The following is a 4,550-nucleotide window of genomic DNA, read 5'->3' as shown; positions in this document are numbered from 1 at the left end:
GGCCGGGAGCACGGACCAGCGGCCCGCCACGGTCGGCGGCCCGGTCCGGGAGACGGGGCGCGCTCCCGTGGTGAGTGAGCCGTACCGCCCGCGCGGGACCGTCCGGCGGGCGCGGTGGGCGGTGGAGCCGGCTGTCCGGCCCGAGCCGAGGAGGGCGCGGAGCGGGGCCAGGGTGTCGTTGGTCAGCCGGCCCGACCAGGCCAGGTCCCAGATGGCGTCGGCCAGTTGGGGATCTGTGCAGTCCGGGTGGGTGGTGGCCTGGACGTGGTCCTTGAGCTGGCGGAAGAAGAGGCCGTAGCCGGGGGAGAGGGCCTGGAGCACGGACTCGTGCAGCGCGCTCAGTTCCAGTGGGTGCGGCGGCGGGACGAGCAGCGGTGCGCTGTCCGCCAGGAAGAGGGAGATCCAGCCGTCCTTGCCCGGAAGGGCGCCCGCGCCCGCCCAGACGACCTCACCGGTGGTGGTGAGTTCGTCCAGGAGGGCCGGGGTGTAGCCGGACACCCTCGCGGGCAGGACCAGTCTCTCCAGCGCGGAGGCGGGGACGGGCGCCCCCTGGAGCTGCTCGATGGCGCGGGCCAGACCGTCGATGCCGCGCAGGCCGCCGGCGCCGAGATGCTGCCACTGGGGGAGGAACGAGGCGAGGGCCTCGGGCGGAACCGGTTCGAGTTCCTCGCGCAGCGCCGCGAGGGAGCGGCGGCGGAGCCTGCGCAGCACTGTGGCGTCGCACCACTCCTGGCCGATGCCCGAGGGATGGAACTCGCCCTGGACGACCCGGCCGGCGCCGGCGAGCCGCTGCAGCGCGCCGTCCGTGACCGCGCTGCCCAGACCGAAGCGTGCCGCTGCCGTCGACGAGGTGAACGGGCCGTGCGTGCGGGCGAAGCGGGACAGCAGATCGCCGAGCGGATCCTTGACCGGCTCGGTGAACGCCTCGGGCACGCCCACCGGCAGCGCGGTGCCGAGCGCGTCTCGCAGCCTGCCCGCGTCCTCGATCGCCGCCCAGTGGTCGGTGCCCGCGATACGGACCCGGATGGCGCGGCGGGACGCCGCCAGCTCCGGCGCCCAGTGCGGCTCGGCCCCGCGCTCGGCCAGCTCGGCGTCCGTCAGCGGGCCCAGCAGCCGCAGCCGGTCCGCGACCCCCTCGGCGTCCTTGACCCGCCGGTCGTCCGTCAGCCACTGGAGCTCGCGCTCCAGCTCTTCCAGCACATCGGCGTCCAGCAACTCGCGCAGTTCGGCCCGGCCCAGCAGCTCGGCAAGCAGCCGGGAGTCCAGCGAGAGGGCCGCCGCCCGCCGCTCCGCCAGCGGCGAGTCGCCCTCGTACAGGAACTGGGCGACATAGCCGAAGAGGAGCGAGCGGGCGAACGGCGAGGGCTCGGCCGTGGTGACTTCGACGAGCCGGACGCGGCGCGACTCGATGTCGCCCATCAGCTCGGTGAGGCCCGGTACGTCGAACACGTCCTGGAGGCACTCACGGACGGCTTCGAGGACGATGGGGAACGAGCCGAACTCGCTCGCGACCTGGAGGAGCTGGGAGGCACGCTGGCGCTGCTGCCACAGAGGTGTCCGCTTGCCCGGGCTGCGGCGCGGCAGGAGCAGGGCGCGCGCGGCGCACTCCCGGAAGCGGGAGGCGAACAGGGCCGAGCTGCCCACCTGATCGGTGACGATCTGATTGATCTCACCCTTGTCGAAGGCCACATCGGCCGCCCCGAGCGGGGCCTGTTCGGTGTCGTACTCGACGCCCGGGGCGGCCGGATCGGCGTCCAGCAGATCGAGGCCCATCAGGTCGGCGTCGGGGAGCCGCAGCACGATCCCGTCGTCGGCGTGCATGACCTGGGCGTCCATCCCGTACCGCTCGGAGAGCTTGGCGCCGAGCGCGAGGGCCCAGGGCGCGTGCACCTGCGCGCCGAACGGGGAGTGCACCACCACCCGCCAGTCGCCCAGCTCGTCACGGAACCGTTCGACGACGATGGTCCGGTCGTCCGGGACATGGCCGCAGGCCCGGCGCTGCTCGTCCAGATAGGAGAGGACGTTGTCGGCTGCCCAGGCGTCCAGCCCGGCGGCGAGCAGCCGCAGTCTCGCGTCGTCCGGGGCGAGCCCGCCCACCTCGCGGAGGAACGCGCCCACGGCACGGCCCAGTTCGAGCGGGCGGCCCAGCTGGTCGCCCTTCCAGAACGGCAGCCGGCCCGGCACCCCGGGGGCCGGGGTGACCAGCACCCGGTCGCGGGTGATGTCCTCGATGCGCCAGGACGTGGTGCCGAGGGTGAAGACGTCGCCCACCCTGGACTCGTAGACCATCTCCTCGTCCAGCTCACCGACACGCCCCCCGCCCTTCTTGGGGTCGGCCCCGGCGAGGAAGACGCCGAAGAGCCCGCGGTCGGGGATGGTGCCGCCGGATGTGACGGCGAGGCGCTGCGCCCCTGGGCGGCCCGTGACCGTACCGGCGATGCGGTCCCACACCACGCGCGGGCGCAGCTCCGCGAAGGCGTCCGACGGATAGCGTCCGGCGAGCATGTCCAGGACCGCCGTGAAGGCGGACTCCGGAAGCGCGGCGAAGGGCGCGGCCCGGCGCACCACCGCCAGCAGGTCGTCGGCCTGCCAGCTGTCGAGCGCCACCATGGCGACCAGCTGCTGGGCCAGCACATCCAGCGGGTTCGACGGGATCCGCAGCGCCTCGATCGAGCCGGTCCGCATCCGCTCGGTCACCACGGCGGCCTGCACCAGGTCCCCGCGGTACTTGGGGAAGACCACACCCGTGGAGACGGCGCCCACCTGGTGTCCCGCGCGCCCGACCCGCTGGAGGCCGGAGGCCACCGAAGGCGGTGACTCGACCTGGACGACCAGATCGACCGCCCCCATGTCGATCCCCAGCTCAAGGCTGGATGTGGCCACCACGGCGGGCAGCCGGCCCGCCTTCAGATCCTCCTCGACCTGGGCGCGCTGCTCCTTGGACACCGAGCCGTGGTGCGCGCGGGCCAGCAGGGCGGGCGCCCCCTTGGCCGCGCCCGACTCGGCCATCACCTCGGCGGGGGAGTGCGCCTCCGGCATGACCTCGCCGGTGGCCCGCTCGTACGCGATCTCGTTCAGCCTGTTGCACAGGCGCTCCGCCAGGCGGCGGGAGTTGGCGAAGACGATCGTCGAGCGGTGTGCCTGGACCAGGTCGGCGATGCGCTCCTCGACGTGTGGCCAGATGGACGGCTTCTCCGCCTTGTCCGGGTCCGTGTCGGAGGCCGGTGAACCGCCCAGCTCACCGAGGTCCTCGACGGGGACGACCACCGACAGGTCGAATTCCTTGCCCGAGGGCGGCTGCACGATCTCGGCCTTGCGCTGCGGTGAGAGATAGCGGGCGATCTCGTCCACCGGCCTGACCGTCGCGGACAGCCCGATACGGCGGGCCGGGCGCGGCAACAGCTCGTCCAGCCGCTCCAGGGACACCGCGAGATGCGCACCCCGCTTGGTGCCCGCGACGGCGTGCACCTCGTCCAGGATCACTGTCTCCACGCCCGCCAGCGCCTCGCGCGCCGATGAGGTCAGCATCAGGAACAGCGACTCGGGGGTGGTGATCAGGATGTCCGGCGGCCGGAGCGCCATCGAGCGCCGCTCCCCGGCGGGGGTGTCACCCGAGCGGATACCGACCCGCAGATCGGGCTCCGGCAGTCCCAGCCGCACCGACTCCTGGCGGATACCGGTGAGCGGGCTGCGGAGATTGCGCTCGACGTCCACGGCGAGCGCCTTGAGCGGGGAGACGTACAGGACCCGGCAGCGCTTCCTGGCATCGGCGGGCGGCGGCGCCGACGCCAGCTGGTCGAGGGCGGCCAGGAACGCGGCGAGCGTCTTGCCCGAGCCGGTCGGGGCCACGACCAGCACATCGGACCCGGCCCCGATCGCCCGCCAGGCACCGTCCTGGGCCGGGGTGGGCGCGGTGAAGGCCCCCGTGAACCAGCCGCGGGTAGCGGGGGAGAAGGAGTCGAGCGCTGACGTCACCATGTCCCCATCGTGCACTCCACCACTGACAACCGCCCGGACCAGGGGAAACAATGGAGGCATGGAGCCATGGGCGGCAGCAGCGCCGGGTGACGAGGAGCGGGCACGGCACTGGCGGCTCGACGAGCTGCCGGGCGTCGATCTGCTGCACGCCCGCTACATCAGCAAGTCCTTCCCCCGGCACACCCACGAGTCGTTCGTCATCGCCGCGATCACCCATGGCGTCGAGGCGTTCCGCCACCGCGACCAGCTGGTCAGGGCAGGGGTGGGGGAGCTGGCCCTCGTCAACCCCGACACCGCGCACACCGGATTCGCCGGAGTGCCCGAGGGCTGGATCTACCGCACGCTCTATCCGCACGCCGCACTGATCGCCGAGGTCGCCGCCGACCTCAGCACCCTGAGAGGACCGGTCGGTTTCACATCGCCCGTCGTCGGTGATCCACGGGCCGCACAGCTCGTCGTCGGAGTGCACCGCGCGGCCGAGCAGGGCAACGGGCTGGCCGCCGGCAGCCTGCTGCGGCTCGCCGTCGCCCGGCTGCTGCGCACCCACGGCGGCCGGCTCCCGGAGCGCCCGG

Annotated in this window: 2 protein-coding genes; one reads left to right on the top strand and one right to left on the bottom strand. The window is 73.5% G+C overall.

Going from position 1 to position 4,550, the window contains the following annotated elements:
- On the bottom strand, positions 1-3,978 hold a 3,978-nt coding region (locus G3I19_RS34685), incomplete at its 3' end, for an ATP-dependent helicase (protein WP_164267671.1).
- Between the two features lie 58 nt (positions 3,979-4,036).
- Between G3I19_RS34685 and G3I19_RS34680 the strand changes: the two genes are divergently transcribed.
- A partial coding sequence (locus G3I19_RS34680; protein WP_203601012.1) for an AraC family ligand binding domain-containing protein occupies positions 4,037-4,550 on the top strand: 514 nt, incomplete at its 3' end.

It is taken from the genome of Streptomyces sp. SID10853, from assembly GCF_010548145.1.
Classification (GTDB): domain Bacteria; phylum Actinomycetota; class Actinomycetes; order Streptomycetales; family Streptomycetaceae; genus Streptomyces.
The sequence above is the reverse complement of the archived record's forward strand: the minus strand, read 5'-3'. Positions and strand labels throughout refer to the sequence as shown.